Raw genomic sequence first — 16,112 nt, 5'->3', positions numbered from 1 at the left:
TGACGACTCGGAGCGGGGCAAGGACGCGGATCTTTCGACCTGCGTCAGGCGCTCTGCCGGAGCCTTCCCCGGGCCCCTCCCCCGGGTGCCGGCTCGCGCCTCGGCCGGGGGGCCGTCCCCAGGGACCGGTGGGCCGAGCGCACCAGGGCCTCCGCCGCCCCCAGGGCCTCCCGCGTCACCTCCACGCCGGAGAGCATCCGGGCCAGTTCCTGCGTCCGCTCGGCTCCGGCGGCCAGGGGGACCACCTCGGAGACGGTCCGCTCCCCCTTGATTCCCTTGCGGATGAGCAGGTGGGCGTCCGCATAGGCCGCCACCTGGGGCAGGTGGGTGATGCAGAGCACCTGGCGATGGCCGCTGACCTCCTTGATCATCCGGCCCACCACGTCCGCGATGGCCCCGCTCACCCCCGAGTCCGCCTCGTCCAGTACGTAACAGCCGCACCCGTCGCTGTCGGCCAGGGCCCGCTTGAGCGCCAGCAGCAGCCGGCTGGCCTCACCGCCCGAGGCCACCTTCGCCAGGGGACGCGGCGGCTCGCCCGGGTTGGCGCTGAAGAAGAACTCCACCTCGTCGGTGCCCTCGGGCCGCAGCGCGCCCCCCGGCGTCACCCGCACCTCGAAGGCGGCCTTGCCCAGGGCCAGCCCCGCCAGCCCCTCCCGCACCTGGAGCGAGAACTGCCCCGCACAGGCCGAGCGGGCCCGCGACAGGCCTGTAGCACTCTCTCTCGCACGGGCCTCGGCCGCCTGCCGCTCCTTGGCCAACCCCTCGAGGATCTCCTGGCGGTTCTCCAGCGTGGACAGCTCCGTCTCCAGCTCGCCGCGCTTCTGGAGCACGCCCTCCAGCGTGGTGCCGTGCTTGCGACACAGCCGCTTGATGGCATCCAGGCGCTCCTCCACCTCGCCCAGGCGGGCCGGGTCGGACTCCAGCCCCTCCGAGTAGCGGTTGAGCCGGCGCTGCACGTCCTCCAGCTCCGACATCGCCGTGCCCAGCGACTGGGCGATGGGCGCCAGCGTCGCGTCACACCGCACCGCGTCGTTGAGCAGCCCCAGCGCCCGCCCCACCGTCTCCAGGGCGGAGCTCTCGTCTCCGGACAGGAGCAGCTCGGCCTCGGCGGACTGGCGCCGGAGCTTCTCCGCCCCGGCCAGCCGGCGGCGCTCCACGTCCAGCTTCACGTCCTCGCCGGGCGCCGGGTCCAGGCGGTTGATCTCATCCAGCTGGAAGCGCAGGAACTCGGCGCGCTCGCGCACGCGGGCCTCGTCGCCGCCCAGCGACTCCATGCGCGTCTCCACCTCGCGCAGCGCGCCGTAGTGCTGGCCGTACACCTCGAGCATCTCGGTGAGGTTGCCGTAGCGGTCCAGCAGCGTGCGGTGCAGGCTGGAGTCGAAGAGGCTGACGTGCTCGTGCTGGCCGGCGATGTCCACCAGCCCTCGGGTGAGCCGGGCCAGGACGCCCACCGTCACCAGCGAGCCGTTCACGTACGCCTTGCCGCGCCCGTTGCGCCCCACCACCCGGCGCACCAGCACCTCCTCGCCCAGGTCCGGGATGCCCAGTTCCTCCAGGCGCTCGGCCATCGCGGGGGTTCGCGCGAAGACGCCCTCCACGGAGGCATCGTCCCGCCCGGACCGGATGACGTCCGCGTCCGCCCGCCCGCCCAGCAACAGGCCGAGTGCGTCGACGAGGATGGACTTGCCCGCACCGGTCTCTCCGGTGAGCACCGTCAATCCGGCCCCGAACCCGACCTCCACCTCTTCAATCACCGCCACGTTCGAAATCCGAAGTCCCAGCAGCACACGCCCTCCGAAATCCACTTGGAGCCCTGCTACTGAACACCCTAGCAGGTATTGGCGGCACTGCACAGACGTTCCGTACAGGCACATGCCTGGCGGATGGGTGGGAGAGTGAGCGACGTGGGGGGTCAGCTCTCGGTGAACAGGTCCTCGAGGTCCTGTTCCGTCAACAACTTACCGAAGTCCCCTTCCGTCCCGAGCACCCCGGCGGCCAGGTCCTTCTTCCGCTTCTGGAGGGAGAGGATCTTCTCCTCCACGGTGCCTCGGGTAATGAGCTTGTAGCTGATGACGGCCCGCGTCTGTCCGATGCGGTGGGTACGGTCCGTGGCCTGGTCCTCCACGGCCGGGTTCCACCAGGGGTCGTAGTGGATGACGTAGTCGGCGGCCGTGAGGTTGAGGCCGGTGCCGCCCGCCTTGAGGCTGATGAAGAACAGCGGAGGGCCGTCCGGGCGGTTGAAGTCATCCACCTTGGACATGCGGTCCTTGGTGCGGCCGTCCAGGTAGAGGTAGCTCAGGCCGCGCTTGTCGGCCTCGCCCTTGAGCAGCTCCAGCATCTCGGTGAACTGGCTGAAGACGAGGGCGCGGTGCCCCTCGGCCACCAGGTCGTCCACGAGCTGGCCGAAGCGCTCCAGCTTGGCGCTGGAGGGCAGGAGCGTGTTGGGCGGCAGCTTGAGCAGGCGCGGATCGCAGCACACCTGCCGCAGCCGCATCAGCGCCGCCAGGATGGACACGCGGCTGCGCTTGAAGCCCACCTTCTCGATGCTCTCGTTCACCTTGCGGCGGCTCTCCTCGAGCACCTCGCGGTAGAGCGCGGCCTGGCCGGGCTCCATCTCGCACCACGCCACGCTCTCCGTCTTGGGCGGCAGATCGCTGGCCACCTCCGTCTTCAGGCGTCGCAGGATGAAGGGCTGGATGCGGCGGCGCAGCCTGTCGCGGGCCGTGGCGTCATTGGCCACCTGGATGGGCTGCTCGTAGCGGTCGCTGAAGCCCTCGGCGCTGCCGAGGAAGCCCGGCATGAGGAAGTCGAAGAGGCTCCACAGCTCGCTGAGGCGGTTCTCCAGCGGCGTGCCGGTGAGCGCCAGGCGCGTGTCGCTGGGCAGCGACTTGCAGGCCTGGGCCGTGGCGCTGTCCGCGTTCTTGATGTTCTGCGCCTCGTCGAGGATGACGTAGCGGAAGCCTACCTGCGAGAGCTGCTCCAGATCGCGCCGCACCAGGGCGTAGGAGGTCAGCACCAGGTCCACGTCCTTGAGGTCCTCGGCGCGCTCCTTGCGGTCCTGGCCGTGCCACACCATCGTCTTGAGGGCCGGGGTGAAGCGCTCGGCCTCGCGCTCCCAGTTGGCGAGCACGCTGGTGGGGGCCACCACGAGCGACGGCTTGTGGCCCTCCTCGTTGCTCACCTTCTGCAGCAGGCTCAAGGACTGGATCGTCTTTCCCAGGCCCATGTCGTCCGCGAGGATGCCGGACAGGCCGTGGCGGTGCAGGAACCAGAGCCACGACAGCCCCGTCTCCTGGTAGTGGCGCAGCGTGGCCTGGAGCCCCTCGGGCAGCGCCACCTTGGGCACGCCCGCGGTGTCGCGCAGCTCCATCATCGCCTGGCGGGCCTTGGCCTCCACCTCGGTGAACTCGCCCAGGTCCGCGAGCAGATCCAGCGCCACGGCCTGGTGCAGCGGCAGCCGCGTGCGGGTGCGGCCCGGCATCGCGCCGGCCTCCTCGAGGATGTCCGCCACGCGCTTGAGCTCGGCGGGATCGGCCTCCGCGAAGGAGCCGTCCTTGAGCGGCACGAAGCGCCGGCCGGACTCCAGCCACATGCGCACCGCGCCCAGGTCCACCGCCTGATCATCGGTGATGAACTCGGCGTCCAGATCGAACCAGTTCACCCCGCTCATGCCCACGCGGATGCGCGGACGCAGCTTCGGGCGCAGGCGCACCTTGGGGGCCTGCACGCCGAAGCGCTCCCACGTCTCCGGCAGCCCGGAGAGGCCGCGCGCCCAGAACTCCAGCGCCGCGTCTCCGCTGGCCTCGTAGGCGTGCGTCTGCCCGTCGTAGCGCAGCCCCATCTCCGTGAGCTGCTTGCCCGCCGAGCGCTCCAGGTCCTCCCGGCGCCGGTAGAGCTTGCGGCTCTCTCCGCCCACGCCGCTGGCGTAGCCCAGGTGGCTGGCGGTGGGCGACACGGGGACGGTGGTCTGCCCGTAGCGCGCCGCGAGCATCACCTTCACCTTGTCCGGCGTGCCCTCCAGCGTGAGCACGAAGCGCGGCTCCACCGACTCGTCCACGTCGAGGTTGTCCGCCTTGAGCACCATGCGGAAGCGCGGCAGGTGCGCGGCGAAGAACGTCAGCACCCGGTCCAGCTGCGACGCGGGGAACGACATGGTGGGCTCCAGCAGCCACTTGCGCAGCAGCCGGGGCGGGAAGTCCGGCTCCACCTGGTGCAGCGCCTGGGCCTGGATGACCCAGGTGCGCCGACCCGCCAGGAGGATGACGTCCTTGAGCGAGTAGCTGGCGCCGTCCGGGAAGAGCAGCTCGATGCGCGCGGTGGCCCCGTCCGGCCGGGACTCCAGGTGGATCTGCGGGCGCACCGGCGCCTCCGAGTACATCAGCTGCGTGCCGCGATAGATGACGCGGCGCTGGCGCAGCAGATCGAGGATCTCTCCGAGGTCCTCGTCGGACAGGACGATGCGCGAGTCATAGCGGTGCTCGTGCTTGGCGAGCACGAGGAAGACGCGCTCGTCGGCCGGGGCGATGCGCGTGCCGGCCTGGAGCAGCCGCTTGACGTGCACCGGGCCCTTCATCTGGGCGTCCTGGCGGCGCACGTCCATCACCCAGTGGCGACCGCTCGGGCCCGTGTTGGAGGGCGTCAACCGGTAGAGGAACTCGTAGTCCGGCAGCGACGAGAGCCCCAGCCAGCTCTCCACCTTGGCCAGCGCCGGCAGGTTCACCGGATCGACCGCGGGCGGGAGCATCGAGGCGGGGATCTCCTCCTCGGCGTCAGCGGACTCGATGTCCTCGACGGGCTCGTCCTCCCGGGGTGCCGGGCGCGGAGCCGCCGCCTGATTCGGCTGGGCGGACTGAGCCGCCTGGGAGGGTGGAGGAGGTGGCCGGAAGCGCGCGGCATAGATGAGCGCCGCGGCCACCACGTGCTTGCAGTGGGGGCCGTAGGCATTCCACGAAGGGCAGGTGCACGAGGAGGTGACCTTGCCGTCCTTGGGCTCCAGGGCCACTTCGTAGCGCTCGCCGGACGAGCCGGCGACCTGGGCGCGGATGCGGTCTCCTTCACGGTTGAGCCCGAAGACGCGGCGGCTCTCCGCGCACTCCCGGCCCTTCTTGAAGGTCGTTGGTTGCACTTCGGCCTTGAGGGCACGAAGCCACTGGCCGTCCTGCGGAGGAAGAGATTCTCGGGTGTCGACGGTCGATTGCACGGGTCGCAGAGGCCCCAGGCGAGGGGAACCCCCTCGTGTACCACAGAGATGGCTGCCCGGGTCGAAGGGAATACGAGCCTCCGTTCAGACCGAGGCACACCGCGCCCCCACATGGCTCGCGGCTGTGAGAGCATGAACGCCTGCCATGGCGCCTCCCGTCCGCCCCCGTGTCCTCGTCACCCGCCAGCTCCCTGGAGAGGCCCTCGGCCGACTGGGCAGGCAGGTGGAGCTGCAAGTATGGGAGGACGAGCTGCCTCCGCCTCGGGAGGCCCTCCTGGAGCTCGTACGCGGAGTGGAAGGGCTCATCACCCTGCTCACCGACCGGGTGGACGAGGGTCTGCTGGCCGCCGCTCCCTCCTTGCGGGCTGTGAGCAACGTGGCGGTGGGGTACGACAACATCGATGTACCCGCATGTACGGCACGCCGGATTCCGGTGGGGAACACGCCGGGGGTGCTCACGGAGACGACGGCGGACTTCGCCTTCGCCCTGCTCATGGGGCTGGCGCGGCGGGTGGCGGAGGCGGACGCGTACGTGCGCGCGGGCCGGTGGCGCACCTGGTCCCCCAGCCTGCTGCTGGGCTCGGACATCCATGGGGCGACGCTGGGGCTGGTGGGACTGGGGAAGATTGGCGCCGCGGTGGCCCGGCGGGCGCGCGGCTTCGGCATGCGCGTGCTGTACGTCAACCGGCACGCTCGCCCGGAGCTGGAGGCGGAGCTGGGCCTGCGGCGCGTGGACAAGGCCACCGTGCTCGCCGAGTCGGACTTCCTCAGCCTCCACACGCCGCTGACTCCCGAGACGCGCCACTGGCTGGGGCGCGCCGAGCTGGCCGCGATGAAGCGTGGCGCCATGCTCATCAACACCGCGCGCGGCCCCGTGGTCGATCAGGCCGCGCTCGCCGAGTCACTCGCCCAGGGGCACCTGGGAGGCGCGGCGCTCGATGTGACCGATCCCGAGCCGCTTCCCATGGACAGCCCGCTGCTCACGCTGCCGAATGTCCTCATCGCGCCGCACATCGCGAGCGCCACCCACGCCACCCGGGGCCGCATGGCCTCGATGGCCGTGGACAACCTCCTCGCCGCGCTGGAAGGCCGGCGCCCTCCTCACTGCGTCAACCCGGAGCTCTTCGCATGATGGCCGACATCTCTCTCGCCGATGACGTCAAGGCTCGCCTGCGCGACGTGCAGGACTTCCCTCGCCCCGGCATCGTCTTCAAGGACATCACCCCGATGCTGGCGGACCCTGCCCTCTTCGGTCGGGTCATCAACGGGATGGCGGCGCCCTTCCGAGGCCAGCACGTCACCAAGGTCATCGGGGTGGAGGCGCGCGGCTTCATCCTCGGCGCGCCCGTGGCGCTGGCGCTCAACGCGGGCTTCGTCCCGGCGCGCAAGCCCGGCAAGCTGCCCCACCGCACCGTCGTCGAGCGCTACTCGCTGGAGTACGGCACCGACGGGCTGGAGATCCACCAGGACGCCGTGCTCAAGGGCGAGCGGGTCCTCGTCGTCGATGACGTGCTGGCCACTGGCGGCACGGCCGAGGCCACCGCGAAGCTGACCCAGCAGCTGGGCGGCGAGCTGGTGGGCTTCAGCTTCCTCATGGTGCTGGGCTTCCTGGACGGCGCGAAGCGGCTGGGCGCCGACCGCGTGCGCAGCATCATCACCCTGTAGGCCCCCCTGGCGTGCCCTCGGAGCGACGTTGACACCCGCTCCGTGTCTGCCTATAAATTGGTTAATCAACCAATTTAACCAGGAAGCCACCGTGGGCCGCCCCTCCAACACCGAAGAGCGTCGTCAGCAGATCGTCGCCGGGCTGCTGCAGGTCATGGCCGAGCGCGGCTACGAGCGGGCCTCGGTGGCGGAGATCGCCAAGGCCGCGGGCCTGAGCCCCGGGCTGGTGCACTACCACTTCCAGGACAAGCAGGAGATCCTCCTGACGCTGGCGGAGCAGCTCTCGGCGCGGGTGCGAGAGCGCGTGGCGTCCCGGCTGGCGCGGGTGAAGGGCGGCGGTGCCCGGGCGCGGGTGGATGCGTTCCTGGACGCCTTCCTGGCCACGGGCGACGACGCGGATCCGGCCGCGGTGGCGAGCTGGGTCACCATCAGCGCGGAGGCCATCCGGCAGCCCGAGGTGCGCGCCATCTACGAGAAGGTGGTCCGCGCGGACCTTCAGCAGCTGGAGGAACTGGTGGGCGCGGTGGCGGGGAAGCGTCGGGCCCGGACTCTTGCCGCCGGCCTCTTCGCGGCGATCCAGGGCTACTTCGTGCTCGCCGCGTCCGTCCCCGGGCTGGTGCCTCCGGGCTCGGCGGCGAACACCGTGAAGCGCATGGCCGCGGGGCTGCTCGACGAGGCGCAGCCGACGGAGGAGTCATGAAGACCTCGACGAAGATCGGCCTGCTGTCGAGCCTCTACCTCTGTCAGGGCCTGCCCTACGAGCACTTCCTCCTGGCCACGGTGATGTGCGCCGTGGGCGTGCTCTACGTGCTACTCACCTTCCATCCGCCCCGGATGCTCGAAACTCGGAGCCCGTCATGAGCCTCTCGTTCGTCACCCTCGGCGTCGGGGATGCGTTCTCCGCGCTGCACTACTCCTCCTGCCTCGCCGTCGAGGCGGAGGACCAGGTGCTGCTCATCGACTGCCCGCATCCCATCCGGAAGATGATGCGCGAGGCCTCCGAGTCCTCCGGCGTCCCGCTCGACGTGGACCGCGTGGCCGGAGTAGCCCTCACGCACCTGCACGCCGACCACAGCTCGGGCCTGGAGGGCCTGGGCTACTTCTCCTTCTTCCTGCTGCGCCGGAAGATGCCCCTGCTCGCCCATCCGGACGTGGCCCATCGGCTATGGGAGGGGCACCTCGCCGCCGGCATGGAGTGCCTCATCCCCAAGCACGGCGAGCAGCCCCAGCCCAAGCACTTCGAGGACTACTTCAGCCACACCCCGCTCTCCACCGAGTCGGCGGTGCGCTTCGGCCCCTTCTCCATCGAGTGCCGCCGCACCTACCACCACCTGCCCACCACGGCCTTCCGCATCCGCGCCGGTGGGCGGTGCCTGGGCTACAGCGCGGACACCGCCTTCGACGAAGGGCTCATCGCCTGGCTGGCCGAGGCGGACCTCGTGGTGCACGAGACCAATTACGGCGTCCACACGCCCTACGCGAAGCTCGCCGCGCTGCCCACGGAGCTGCGGGCCCGGATGCGGCTCATCCATTACCCGGATGACTTCGATCTCCAGGCCAGTGTCATCGAGCCGCTCGCGCAGGGCCGCCGCTACACGGTATGAGAGGGTCCCCACCCCACGGACTTCCGTGGCGTGCCCTGGGAGCTCGCATCCTTTGGAACCCTCGCCCGGCCCCACTCCCTCCACTCCCGCGCTCGCCATCGAGGTACGAGGGCTCATCAAGCGCTTCGATGACGTCGTGGCCGTCGCCGGCACCGACTTCGAGGTGCCCGTAGGCCAGTGCGTGGGGCTGCTTGGCCCCAATGGCGCCGGCAAGACGACGACCGTGGAGATCCTCGAAGGGCTGCAGCAGCCCACCTCCGGAGAGGTCCGGCTGCTCGGGCGAAGCTGGCGCGACAACGCGGAGGAGATCCGCGAGCGCATCGGCATCGCGCTCCAGGAGACGCACTTCCACGATCGCCTCACCGTCGAGGAGACGGTGCGCCTCTTCCGCTCCTTCTACCGGCAGGGGCTGTCGGTGGAGGAGGCCATCGCCCTGGTGAAGCTGGAGGAGAAGCGCAAGGCGCATGTCATGAAGCTCTCCGGCGGCCAGAAGCAGCGCCTGGCCCTGGCGGTGGCGCTCGCCGCGGACCCGGAGATCCTCTTCCTCGACGAGCCCACCACGGGCCTGGATCCCCAGTCACGCCGCTCCCTCTGGGACGTCATCGAGGCCCTCAAGGGCCGGGGCCGCACCGTGGTCCTCACGACGCACTACATGGAAGAGGCCCAGGTGCTCTGCGACCAGGTGATCATCATGGACCACGGGCGCATCGTGGCCCGGGGCTCCCCGGCCCAGCTCATCGCCTCGATCGGCGCCGAGCAGGTCATCGAGTTCGCCACCACCCCTTCCCTCCCGGCCGACACCTTCTCGGAGGTCCCCTCGCTCGTGGCCACCCGGTCCCGTGGCGATGGCTACATCCTGTCCGTGAAGGAGCTGCACCGGGCGCTGCCCGGACTGGTCTCTCTCGTCACGGCGCGGGGCGCGAGACTGGCGCACCTCTCCACCCGACAGGCCACGCTCGATGACGTGTTCCTGGCCTACACCGGCCGGAGCCTGCGCGAGGACACCGCCTCATGAACCTCTGGCAGCCGCTGTCGCAGCTCGTGCTCTTCCGGATGCGGGGCTTCCTGCGAGAGCCCGGCGCCCTCTTCTGGGTCTTCGTCTTCCCGCTGCTCACCTCGCTGGCGCTCGGGCTCGCCTTCCGCAACCGCGAGCTGCCGGAGCTGGCCGTGGCCGTCGTGGACGGGCCGGACGCCGTCCGGATCGCCCCCGCCCTGGAGGCCATCGACGGGCTGGTGGCGAAGCGGATGCCCGAGGCAGAGGGCCGCGACGCGCTGCGCCGTGGCCGGGTAGCCCTGGTGCTCATCCCCGGCGCACAGCCCGAGCTCATCACGGACCCCGCCCAGGCGGATGGGCGCACCGCGCGCCTGATGGTGGTGGATGCGCTCGAGCGGCTGAACGGGCGCGAGGACCGCGTGACGGTGCGCAACCAGCAGGTGACGCTGCCGGGCGCGCGCTACATCGACTTCCTCATCCCAGGGCTGCTCGGCTTCGGGCTGATGACCTCCGGCCTGTGGGGCGTGGGGTGGGCCATCGTGCAGCTGCGCTCCGGCAAGCTGCTCAAGCGGCTGATCGCCACGCCCATGAAGCGCAGCCACTTCCTGCTCTCCTTCATGCTCGGCCGGACGATGCTCGCCGTGGCCGAGATCGCCTTCTTCATCCTCTTCGCGCGGCTGCTCTTCGACGTTCAGATGTTCGGCGACTTCGGGTCCTTCATGGCGCTGGGGCTCTGGGGCGCCATCTGCTTCAGCGGGCTCTCGCTCCTGGTCGTCAGCCGGGCGAGCACCATGGAGTCGGCCAGCGGGCTGATGAACCTCGTCTCCATGCCGATGACGGTGCTGTCCGGAGTGTTCTTCTCCTCGGGCAACTTCCCGGACTGGATGCAGCCGTTCATCCAGCTGCTGCCGCTCACCGCCCTGAACGACGGGCTGCGCGCCATCATGCTGGACGGAACCTCCCTGCTCGCCCTCGGGCCCCAGGTGCTGATACTGGGCATATGGGGCATCGTTCCCTTCCTGATCGCGGTACGCTACTTCAAGTGGATGTAGCGCGGCCTCCGGGAGGGTAAGGTCCGCGGTCCTTGGAGGTGACATCCTTGAACGCCGTGCGCCGCCCTCTCCCTCGCTGGTCGTCGCTGGTGCTGGTCCTGTGCCTCGGGCTGGGCTGCAGCCTGACGACGAAGACCGTGGCTCCGCCGGAGACGGTCCGCATCAACCTGCTCCACCTCAATGACGTGTACCAGTTCACGCCCATGGAGCAGGGCCGCGTGGGCGGGCTCGCCCGCGTCGCCACGCTGCGAAAGCAGATCCTCTCCGAGGCCCCGAAGAACACGCTGACGCTCTTCGCCGGCGACACCCTGGCCCCCTCCGTGGAGTCCATCAGCCCCATGGGCGGCAAGCCGCTGCAGGGCCAGCAGATGATCGACGCCTGGAACGCCCTGGGCGTGGACTATGCCGTGCCCGGCAACCATGACTTCGACTTCGGAGACGAGGTGCTGCGCGAGCGCATCAAGGCCTCGCGCTTCCCCTGGCTCGCCGCGAACATCTTCGACAACCACACGGGCAAGCCCTTCGCGGGGATGCACCCCTACCTGCTCACCCAGCTCGAGGGCGTGAAGGTGGGCCTGTTCGGCCTGCTCCTGCCGGAGACCGAGGTGTCCTCCAGCGTGTCGCAGGACACGAACATCCGGGACATCTGCTCGACGGCCATCCCCGTCATCTCCCGGCTGCGCGCGCAGGGGGCCACGGTCATCATCGCCCTCACCCACCTGGAGGTGGCGCAGGACCTGGAGCTGGCGCGCTGCGCCCCGGTGGACGTCATCATCGGCGGGCATGACCACTTCCGGGTCGAGGACCGCTCCACCGGCGTGCCCATCTTCAAGGTGGCCGCGGATGCCATCGAGCTGGGCCGCGTCACGCTGGAGGTGGATGGCGAGACCGGCACGGTGAAGAAGGTGGACTGGAAGGTGTACCCGGTGACGGACGCCATCGCCGACGATGCCACCTTCGTCGAGGCGCTGGGGAAGTACTCCCCGCTCATCGCCGAGCTGTCGCAGCACGTGGGGACCACCTCGGTCCCGCTGGACGCGCGCAAGGCGGCGGTCCGCAGCCAGGAGACGAACCTGGGCTCGCTCGTGGCGGATGCGCTGCGCCAGGTCGCCGGCACGGACGTGGCCCTGGTCAACGGGGGCGCCATCCGTGGCGACACCATCTTCCCCGCGGGCGAGCTCACCCGGCGCGAGATGCTCTCCATCTTCCCGTACCGGGATCAGCTCGTGCGGCTCGAGGTGACGGGGGACATCCTGCGCGCGGCGCTGGAGAACGCCGTCAGCAAGAGCGAGGAGGTGGCCGATCCACCCGGACGCTTCCTCCAGGTCTCCGGGCTGCGCTTCGCCTTCGATGCGAGCCGCCCCAAGGGCCAGCGCGTCCTCTGCGTCACGGTGGCCGGCAAGCCGCTGTCCCCGACGGCGAAGTACAGCCTGGCCACGCTGAGCTTCCTGGCTGGCGGCAAGGACGGCTACGAGATGTTCCGAGGCCTCCCCGCCACGCCCGCGCTCCCGGAGGGCCGCACGCCACGAGAAGTGCTGAGCGATGCCCTGAGCAGCGGCAAGCCGCCTCCGATGCAGAAGGGCGACGGGCGCATCCAGCGCCTCCAGGGCACCAGTCCCTCGGGCGGGGAGTGCGCGCCGGCTTCCGCCTCCCGGTGAGCCCCGCTCCGGTGTGACAGGGAGCGACCAGGCGTGCGTTCCCGCTCCGTCCCGAGGAGTCCGCAGCTGTCTTCGCGAGGCTCCTGCACAGGCCCTCAGTGAGCATCTTCATCGGGTTGCTCCACCACGGAAGGCCTACGCCATGACAGAGGCAGAGCCGAAGCGGAACGCCGCCGCAGCTCCCGGTGACGAGATCAGGAGCCGCCGGACTGACGAGCAGCGGCCTGCCAACCGTACCGTGCTGCTGCATCAATGTCGCCGCGCCCTGCTGCCCTGAGCGAGCGGGCCTGCCGCTACTCGCTCGTCCAGCCGCGCATCCGGTACACCCACCGCCCGGCCATCTCCCGGAGCGCATCCGAGCTGACGCTCAGGTGATGCGCCCTGGGCAACCAGCTCGGCGGCCGCTTCCCGAGAGGCGCCCGGATGTCCGCCACGAAGGTGTCCGGCCGGATGCCCACCGCCGCGAAGCACCCGTAGGCCCGGGGCATGTGCGCCGCGCTCGTCACCAGCAGCAGCGTCTTCCACCCGTGCTGGCGGATGATCTTCTCCGCCTCCACCGCGTTCTCCCGCGTGTTGCGGCTCCTGCCCTCGGTGAAGATGCGCTCGGGCTCGATGCCCCACTGCTGGAGCTGCCGCGCGAGCACACCCGCCTCGACAACGGCCTCGGGCCTGGGGTCCAGCGAGCCTCCGACGATGAAGGCATTTCGCGCGTGGCCCTCTCGCAGCAGCTCGTAGCCACGCATGATGCGATCGCCCGCTGCGTTGTACTCGGGGCGACCGGAGGCCTCCGTACCGTCCGGATCCAGGCCGCCGCCCAGCACGATGACGGCGTCGTAGACGACGTCGGGCCGATACGTCTCCCTGGCCCCCTTCTCCGTCCACCGCATGAGCGCCCCGGACACGGGCTCGATGGAGAACACGTAGAGCACCGCCAGCCCCAGCACCTGCAGCCCGATGGCCAGCCGCGCCCGTCGGCGCAGGAGCAGCCCCGCCACGAGGAAGAGCACCGCCCACGTGAGCGGGCCGAGGAACAGGTCGAGGATCTTGGAGAGGACGAGGAACATGGAGGCGGCGCTACCTGGCTCCCTTGCCGGGCGGTTGCCGAAGATAGGCTCGAGCCTCCTCGGCGCCCTCGCCCTGGGGATCGAGCTCCAGGAAGCGAGTGTAGTACTCCCGGGCCTCCTCCGTGCTGCCCAGCTGCGCGGAGACCTCGCCGAGACGCCGGAAGCAGCGGGCGGCCTTGGGATCATTCGCGAGGCACGCCCAGAACAGCTCCTTGGCCTTGGCGAGCTGCCCCCGGGACAGCTGCTTCAGCCCCTGCTTGTATTTCGTGACAGCGACCTCGGCGGAAGGGTTGGGAGCGGCGGTGATCCGCAGCCGGGGCGCTGACGAACGCGTCGAGGACTTGGGACGAGCGGAGTCCTTGCTCGTCGAGTCGGCGGGGGGCTCGTCGGAGTCAGCATCAGGCGCGACGACGGCCACCGGTTGCGCCGGAGCGGGCCGATCCAGCTCCTCCAGTTCCACCTCCAGCTTCGTCCCGAGCGCCTTCGCCTCGAACTTCTCCTCCCACTGCCTCCAGCCCAGGAGGATCAGCTCCACGGTGTGGGGCCTGTCGCGTTCGACGTCTTCCAGCGTCAGGGGCGTCACGCCTCGGATCTCCCCATCGAGGCGCACCTGGGCCCCCGGCGGCTCGGAGTGGATCTCGAGCGGCGGAGGCCCCCGCACCGCGAGGTACACGAGCAGAAGCGCCCAGGCCACCGCGGCCACGCCCAGCGCCCTCCAGAGCAGGCGCCTTCGCCCGCCAGAGCCATCCTCGCGGGCAACGCCCCCTCCGGTCACCCGAGGCAGGAGCTCCGTCTCCCGCCTCTCCTCGTCCACGACGTCCGTCGCGGGCCTCGTCGCTCGAAGCGAGGTGCCCGGGCCATCCAGGCGCCCTGTCGGCCGCTCCCCTCCTGAAGTCCCATCCGCCGGAGGATCGCGCCACAGCGCGAGGTGATTCATGAACTCCTGGGGCAGCACGGGAGGCCGTCCCAGCGCCTTCAGCTCCTGGACGTGGAGCCACCCCATCAGATGCTTCAAGGTGCTGCTCGTGAAGAGCGGCGCCCGGGTGGCCATCCAGCGAGAGAGCTCCTGCTGCAGCTCCTCCGCGCTCTGGAAGCGCGCCCCGCGCGACGTGGACAGCGCTCGCATGACGATGCGGACGAGCAGGCCATCCAGCTCCGGGTTGAGCTCGAGCGGCGGGGTGAGCTCGCCCCGGACGATGCGCTCCATCACCAGGGGTTCCTGCCCATCGATGGGCAGGCGGCCACACAGCATGCGGTAGAGCACCACCCCCACCGAGTACACGTCCGAGCGCGCATCCAGCTCGTCCCCGCGCGCCTGCTCCGGCGAGAGGAAGTAGAGCTTGCCCTTCACCGTCCCCGCGGCCGTGACGGGCCGCCCCGCGAGCTCCGCCTTGGCGATGCCGAAGTCGGTGAGCTTCACCTCTCCGTCGTAGCTGATGAGCACGTTGTCCGGAGAGACGTCGCGGTGCACCACTCCCAGCGGCCGGCCCTGCTCGTCCGTGCGCGTGTGGGCGTGGTGTAGCCCCTTGCAGATCTCGATGGCGATGCTCGCCGCCAAGGGCTGCGGCAGCTTCGAGAGCCCCTGGGCCTGGGCGCGCTTGAGCACCCGTGAGAGCGGCTGCCCCTCCACCAGCTCCATGGCCAGGAAGTACTCGTCGTTGACCTGCCCGAAGTCGAAGACCTGGACGATGTTGCCGTGGCTCAGGCCCACCGAGATGCGCGCCTCGTGGATGAACTGCTCCACGAAGACCGGGTTCTCGGCATACGCGCTCAGCACCCGCTTGATGACCACCTGCTTGGAGATGCCGGGCGCGGCCGTGTAGCGCGCGCGGTAGACATTCGCCATCCCCCCGACGCCCAGGCGTTCGAGCAGCTCGTACTTCCCGAAGGGAGTGGCCTTGTCCTCGCGCACGAGGCGCTCACCCTATCAGCAGCGGCGAGGCCCCGACACGGCCACCGCTCACCGCTCGCCCCAGTGGAGCTTCTGCCGGAGGATGGTGAAGTAGGCCATGTGCGGGTTGCGCACCAGGTTCACCCGGTTGGGCGAGCGCACCACCTCGATGCAGTCGTTACCCTGCAGCGGGTGGCCCGTCTGGCCATCCAGCGTGAGATAGGTGTCCGCCGTCTCCCGGCGCAGCGTGACGCGGATGGTCCGGTCCGCGGGCACCACGATGGAGCGCTGGGTGAGCGCGTGCGAGCAGATGGGCGACAGGATGGTGCAATCCACCGACGGGTGGACGATGGGGCCGCCCGCGGAGAGCGAGTAGGCCGTCGAGCCCGTGGGCGTCGCCAGGATCATCCCATCCGCCTTGTAGGTGGTGATGGGGACGCCGTCGATGGACGTCTCGTGGTCCGCGATGCGCGCCAGGGCGCCCTTGTTGATGACCACGTCGTTGAGGACCTCGTCCTCGGCGACAATCTTGCCGTCGCGCACCAGCCGGCAGGTGAGCTTCATGCGCGAGTCCACCTTGTAGCGGCCAGCGAGCACCTCATCCAAGGTGGTGAACAGCTCGTCCACCGGCACCTCGGTCATGAAGCCCAGGCTGCCCAGGTTCACCCCGAGGATGGGGACGTCCCGCCCGGCCAGCAGCCGCGCCGTATAGATGAGGGTGCCATCCCCGCCGAGCACCACCACCAGGTCGGCCTTCTGGGCCAGCTCCCGGTCCTCTATCCGCGTCCAGCCCAGCGCATGCGCCAGGTAGCGCTCACCGAGCACGGTGAGGTGGGGATAGCGCTCACGGATTCGCGCCGCGAGCGCTACGGCTTCCTGCGTGTCCCTCTTCGCGACGATGGCCAGGGTGTGCACTGTGGCGGATGGTTCTAGTCCAGGCAGGCAAGGCGTGCTGGAGGAAATGGCGCGAAGCGATAGGTTCCG

13 protein-coding genes are annotated in these 16,112 nt (G+C 70.1%); 8 read left to right on the top strand and 5 right to left on the bottom strand.

Annotated elements, in window-relative coordinates:
- Positions 1-44: 44 nt before the first annotated feature.
- Both recN and KY572_RS16700 read right to left on the bottom strand, forming a co-directional pair.
- Positions 45-1,787, bottom strand: coding sequence for a DNA repair protein RecN (gene recN, locus KY572_RS16705; protein WP_224243634.1), 1,743 nt, complete (start codon positions 1,785-1,787; stop codon positions 45-47).
- 125 nt (positions 1,788-1,912) lie between these two features.
- Positions 1,913-5,200, bottom strand: a complete 3,288-nt coding sequence (locus KY572_RS16700; RefSeq protein ID WP_224243633.1) for a DEAD/DEAH box helicase — start codon at positions 5,198-5,200, stop codon at positions 1,913-1,915.
- A 145-nt stretch (positions 5,201-5,345) separates the two neighbouring features.
- Here KY572_RS16700 and KY572_RS16695 point away from each other — a divergent pair, with 145 nt between their 5' ends.
- From KY572_RS16695 to KY572_RS16660, 8 genes are all read left to right on the top strand, one after another.
- Complete coding sequence (locus KY572_RS16695; RefSeq protein WP_224243631.1) at positions 5,346-6,332, top strand: 2-hydroxyacid dehydrogenase; 987 nt, start codon at positions 5,346-5,348, stop codon at positions 6,330-6,332.
- A complete protein-coding gene (locus tag KY572_RS16690) occupies positions 6,329-6,865 on the top strand; it encodes an adenine phosphoribosyltransferase (protein WP_224243628.1) in 537 nt (178 codons plus the stop codon). The genes KY572_RS16695 and KY572_RS16690 overlap by 4 nt, the downstream gene beginning before the upstream one ends.
- Before the next feature lie 91 nt (positions 6,866-6,956).
- On the top strand, positions 6,957-7,565 hold the full coding sequence (locus KY572_RS16685; RefSeq protein ID WP_224243626.1) for a TetR/AcrR family transcriptional regulator: 609 nt from the start codon (positions 6,957-6,959) through the stop codon (positions 7,563-7,565).
- Entirely contained in the window at positions 7,562-7,726 is a 165-nt protein-coding gene (locus KY572_RS16680; protein ID WP_224243624.1) for a hypothetical protein, read from the top strand. The genes KY572_RS16685 and KY572_RS16680 overlap by 4 nt, the downstream gene beginning before the upstream one ends.
- Complete coding sequence (locus KY572_RS16675; protein WP_224243623.1) at positions 7,723-8,469, top strand: MBL fold metallo-hydrolase; 747 nt, start codon at positions 7,723-7,725, stop codon at positions 8,467-8,469. The genes KY572_RS16680 and KY572_RS16675 overlap by 4 nt, the downstream gene beginning before the upstream one ends.
- Before the next feature lie 52 nt (positions 8,470-8,521).
- Positions 8,522-9,484, top strand: coding sequence for an ABC transporter ATP-binding protein (locus KY572_RS16670; protein ID WP_224243622.1), 963 nt, complete (start codon positions 8,522-8,524; stop codon positions 9,482-9,484).
- Positions 9,481-10,515, top strand: coding sequence for an ABC transporter permease (locus KY572_RS16665; RefSeq protein ID WP_224243620.1), 1,035 nt, complete (start codon positions 9,481-9,483; stop codon positions 10,513-10,515). Before KY572_RS16670 ends, KY572_RS16665 begins: the two co-directional genes overlap by 4 nt.
- Before the next feature lie 56 nt (positions 10,516-10,571).
- Positions 10,572-12,173, top strand: coding sequence for a bifunctional metallophosphatase/5'-nucleotidase (locus KY572_RS16660; RefSeq protein WP_224243618.1), 1,602 nt, complete (start codon positions 10,572-10,574; stop codon positions 12,171-12,173).
- A gap of 293 nt (positions 12,174-12,466) precedes the next feature.
- Here KY572_RS16660 and KY572_RS16655 read toward each other — a convergent pair whose 3' ends face one another.
- The 3 genes from KY572_RS16655 to KY572_RS16645 are packed head-to-tail and all read right to left on the bottom strand — an operon-like array spanning position 12,467 to position 16,043.
- On the bottom strand, positions 12,467-13,237 hold the full coding sequence (locus tag KY572_RS16655; RefSeq protein WP_224243616.1) for a YdcF family protein: 771 nt from the start codon (positions 13,235-13,237) through the stop codon (positions 12,467-12,469).
- Positions 13,238-13,247: 10 nt separating this feature from the next.
- Positions 13,248-15,149 carry a protein kinase domain-containing protein gene (locus KY572_RS16650; protein ID WP_224243615.1) on the bottom strand — a complete coding sequence of 634 codons (1,902 nt, stop codon included), beginning with the start codon at positions 15,147-15,149 and terminating at the stop codon, positions 13,248-13,250.
- A gap of 48 nt (positions 15,150-15,197) precedes the next feature.
- Positions 15,198-16,043 (bottom strand): NAD(+)/NADH kinase, encoded by an 846-nt coding sequence (locus tag KY572_RS16645; RefSeq protein WP_224243614.1) that lies wholly within the window; start codon positions 16,041-16,043, stop codon positions 15,198-15,200.
- Between the last annotated feature and the right edge of the window lie 69 nt (positions 16,044-16,112).

Origin of the sequence: Hyalangium gracile, assembly GCF_020103725.1 — a bacterium.
GTDB lineage: Bacteria > Myxococcota > Myxococcia > Myxococcales > Myxococcaceae > Hyalangium > Hyalangium gracile.
The sequence above is the reverse complement of the archived record's forward strand: the minus strand, read 5'-3'. Positions and strand labels throughout refer to the sequence as shown.

Bases quoted from the DNA above. Each gene is read 5' to 3' on its own strand.
- KY572_RS16695 (WP_224243631.1), top strand. From the start codon at position 5,346: ATGGCGCCTCCCGTCCGCCCCCGTGTCCTCGTCACCCGCCAGCTCCCT.
- KY572_RS16690 (WP_224243628.1), top strand. From the start codon at position 6,329: ATGATGGCCGACATCTCTCTCGCCGATGACGTCAAGGCTCGCCTGCGC.
- KY572_RS16680 (WP_224243624.1), top strand. From the start codon at position 7,562: ATGAAGACCTCGACGAAGATCGGCCTGCTGTCGAGCCTCTACCTCTGT.
- KY572_RS16675 (WP_224243623.1), top strand. From the start codon at position 7,723: ATGAGCCTCTCGTTCGTCACCCTCGGCGTCGGGGATGCGTTCTCCGCG.
- KY572_RS16665 (WP_224243620.1), top strand. From the start codon at position 9,481: ATGAACCTCTGGCAGCCGCTGTCGCAGCTCGTGCTCTTCCGGATGCGG.
- KY572_RS16655 (WP_224243616.1), bottom strand. From the start codon at position 13,237: ATGTTCCTCGTCCTCTCCAAGATCCTCGACCTGTTCCTCGGCCCGCTC.